Origin of the sequence: Oceanobacter sp. 4_MG-2023, from assembly GCF_030689165.1 — a bacterium.
Classification (GTDB): Bacteria; Pseudomonadota; Gammaproteobacteria; order Pseudomonadales; family Oceanobacteraceae; genus Oceanobacter.
This window is the reverse complement of the sequence record NZ_JAUYVV010000045.1, coordinates 1-3,917: the sequence shown is the minus strand read 5'-3', so window position 1 is coordinate 3,917 and position 3,917 is coordinate 1. Positions and strand designations below refer to the sequence as shown.

1 protein-coding gene is annotated in these 3,917 nt (G+C 53.6%); it reads right to left on the bottom strand.

What is annotated here, in order from left to right; genetic code table 11:
• A partial coding sequence (locus tag Q8W24_RS16595) for a cadherin repeat domain-containing protein (protein ID WP_305476002.1) occupies nt 1-3,917 on the bottom strand: 3,917 nt, incomplete at both ends.

Below are 3,917 nucleotides of genomic sequence, written 5' to 3'. Positions count from 1 at the left end.
TCAGCGGTGGCGGTATACACCACCTGCCCGGCACCAGAGTTTTCATCGATTGCAGTAGCCGTCGCGCCAGATGTAATCGTCGGTGCCACTTCATCGAGGTTGTTTACATCGAGTGTAACCAGTTGATCGGTATGGTTACCGGCTCCGTCGGTAGCGGTGACAGTAAAGCTGTAGCTGGACTTGGTCTCGTAATCGGCATCCGCCAATAACGTCACTTCGCCGGTGGCTGAATTAATGCTGAACAGCCCTGCATCGGCTCCCGAGAGGCTATAAACCGCCGTCGCATCATCCGTCGCTGCGGTGTAAATCACCGTGTTTTCACCAGAGTTTTCGTCAATGGCGGTCGCTGTTGAACCGGATGTAAATGCCGGTGCCACTTCATCCAGATCATTCACATCCAGCGTCACGGCTTGGCTATTTTGTGAACCCGCGCCGTCGGTGGCTGTAACAGTAAAGCTGTAGCTTGGTTTGGTCTCGTAATCAGCGTCGGCCAATAAGGTGACTTCACCGGTGGCGGAGTTGATGCTGAACAGTGACGCATCTGTACCAGACAGGCTGAAACTCACGCCATCAGAAATATCTGCAGAGTCATCCGCAGTGGCGGTATAAATCACACTACCCGCACCGCTGTTTTCATCGATCGCAGTGGCGATAGCGCCAGAAGTAATCGTCGGTGCGACTTCATCGAGGTTATTGACCGCCAGCGTGACGGTTTGGTCTGTGTGGTTACCGGCCCCATCGGTGGCGGTGACGGTAAAGCTGTAGCTTGGTTTGGTCTCGTAATCGGCATCAGCCAATAACGTCACTTCGCCGGTGGCTGAATTAATGCTGAACAGCCCTGCATCGGCTCCCGAGAGGCTATAAACCGCCGTCGCATCATCCGTCGCCGCGGTGTAAATCACCGTGTTTTCACCGGAGTTCTCATCAATGACATCCGCCAACGTGCCAGAAGTAAATACAGGCCCCACTTCATCCAGATCATTGATCGCCAGAGTGACGGTCTGATCAGTGAAGTTACCAGCCCCATCGGTGGCGGTGACAATAAAGCTGTAACTGGACTTGGTCTCATAGTCGGCATCGGCCAACAAAGTGACTTCGCCTGTTACAGCATCGATCGAGAAGTACGCAGCATCTGCACCCGACAGACTGAAAGTGACTCCGTCAGAAATATCAGCAGTGTCATCAGCGGTGGCGGTATAAATCACACTGCCCGCACCGCTGTTTTCATCGATGGCAGTCGCGGTATCACCAGAGGTAATCGTCGGTGCGACTTCATCCAGGTTGTTGACCGCCAAGGTGACGGACTGGCTATCTTGTAAACCCGCGCCATCGGTGGCTGTAACAATAAAGCTGTAGCTGGACTTGCTCTCATAATCCGCATCCGCCAACAAAGCAACTTCACCGGTGGCGGAGTTGATGCTGAAATACGCGGCATCGTCGCCAGAGAGCGAGAAAGTCACACCTCCAGAAATATCCGCGGAATCATCGGCCGTCGTGGTATACACCACCTGCCCGGCACCTGAGTTTTCATCGATTGCAGTAGCCGTCGCGCCAGACGTAATGCTTGGCGCTGCTTCATCCAGGTTATTAACCGCCAGGGTAACGGCCTGATTAGTAAAGTTACCGGCTCCATCGGTGGCGGTGACAGTAAAGCTGTAGCTGGACTTGGTCTCGTAATTGGCATCAGCCAATAACGTCACTTCGCCGGTGGCTGAATTAATGCTGAACAGCCCTGCATCGGCTCCCGAGAGGCTATAAACCGCTGTCGCATCATCCGTCGCTGCGGTGTAAATCACCGTGTTTTCACCAGAGTTTTCGTCAATGGCGGTCGCTGTTGAACCAGATGTAAATGCCGGTGCCACTTCATCCAGATCATTCACATCCAGTGTCACGGCTTGGCTATCTTGTAAACCAGCACCATCGGTGGCGATCACGACAAAGTTATAGCTGGATTTACTTTCGTAATCGGCATCCGCCAACAAAGTAACTTCGCCACTGCTGGTATCAATCGAGAAGTACGCAGCATCTGCACCCGACAAACCGAAACTCACGCCATCAGAAATATCAGCAGAGTCATCAGCAGTGGCGGTATAAATCACACTGCCGGCACCGCTGTTTTCATCGATCGCAGTGGCCGTCGCGCCAGACGTAATGCTTGGCGCTGCTTCATCCAGGTTATTGACCGCCAGGGTAACGGCCTGATTAGTAAAGTTACCGGCTCCATCGGTGGCGGTGACAGTAAAGCTGTAGCTTGGTTTGGTCTCGTAATCAGCGTCGGCCAATAAGGTGACTTCACCGGTGGCTGAGTTGATGCTGAACAGTGACGCATCTGTACCTAAGAGGCTATAAACCGCCGTCGCATCATCCGTCGCTGCGGTGTAAATCACCGCGTTCTCACCGGAGTTCTCATCAATGACATCCGCCAACGTGCCGGAAGTAAATACAGGCCCCACTTCATCCAGATCATTGATCGCCAGAGTGACGGTCTGATCAGTGAAGTTACCAGCCCCATCGGTGGCGGTGACAATAAAGCTGTAACTGGACTTGGTCTCATAGTCGGCATCGGCCAACAAAGTGACTTCGCCGGTTACAGCATCGATCGAGAAGTACGCAGCATCGTCGCCTGAGAGCGAGAAAGTCACACCATCAGAGATATCTGCGGAGTCATCGGCAGTCGCGGTATAAATCACACTACCGGCACCGCTGTTTTCATCGATCGCGGTAGCCGTAGCGCCAGAAGTAATGCTTGGCGCTGCTTCATCCAGGTTGTTGACCGCCAAGGTGACGGACTGGCTATCTTGTAAACCCGCGCCATCGGCGGCGGTGACGGTAAAGCTGTAACTGGACTTGCTTTCGTAATCCGCATCCGCCAATAAGGTGACTTCACCGGTGGCTGAGTTGATGCTGAAGTACGCGGCATCTGTACCCGACAGACCGAAACTCACGCCATCAGAAATATCAGCAGAGTCATCCGCAGTGACGGTATAAATCACACTACCCGCACCGCTGTTTTCATCGATCGCAGTGGCGATAGCGCCAGAAGTAATCGTCGGTGCGACTTCATCCAGGTTATTGACCGCCAGCGTCACGGTTTGGTCCGTGTGGTTACCGGCTCCATCGGTAGCGGTGACAGTAAAGCTATAACTGGACTTGGTCTCGTAATCAGCGTCGGCCAATAAGGTAACTTCGCCGGTGGCTGAATTAATGCTGAACAGCCCTGCATCGGCTCCCAAGAGGCTATAAACCGCCGTCGCATCATCCGTCGCTGCGGTGTAAATCACCGTGTTTTCACCAGAGTTTTCGTCAATGGCGGTCGCTGTTGAACCGGATGTAAATGCCGGTGCCACTTCATCCAGATCATTCACATCCAGCGTCACGGCTTGGCTATTTTGTAAACCCGCGCCGTCGGTGGCTGTAACAGTAAAGCTGTAGCTGGATTTGGTCTCATAGTCCGCATCGGCCAACAAAGTAACTTCGCCACTGCTGGTATCAATCGAGAAATACGCAGCATCTGCACCCGACAGACCGAAACTCACGCCATCAGAAATATCAGCAGAGTCATCAGCAGTGGCGGTATAAATCACACTGCCGGCACCGCTGTTTTCATCGATCGCGGTAGCCGTAGCGCCAGACGTAATGCTTGGCGCTGCTTCATCCAGGTTATTGACCGCCAGCGTCACGGCTTGGTCGCTGTAGTTACCGGCCCCATCGGTAGCGGTGACAGTAAAGCTGTAGCTGGACTTGGTCTCGTAATTGGCATCCGCCAATAACGTCACTTCGCCGGTGGCTGAATTAATGCTGAACAGCCCTGCATCGGCTCCCGAGAGGCTATAAACCGCCGTCGCATCATCCGTCGCTGCGGTGTAAATCACCGTGTTTTCACCAGAGTTTTCGTCAATGGCGGTCGCTGTTGAACC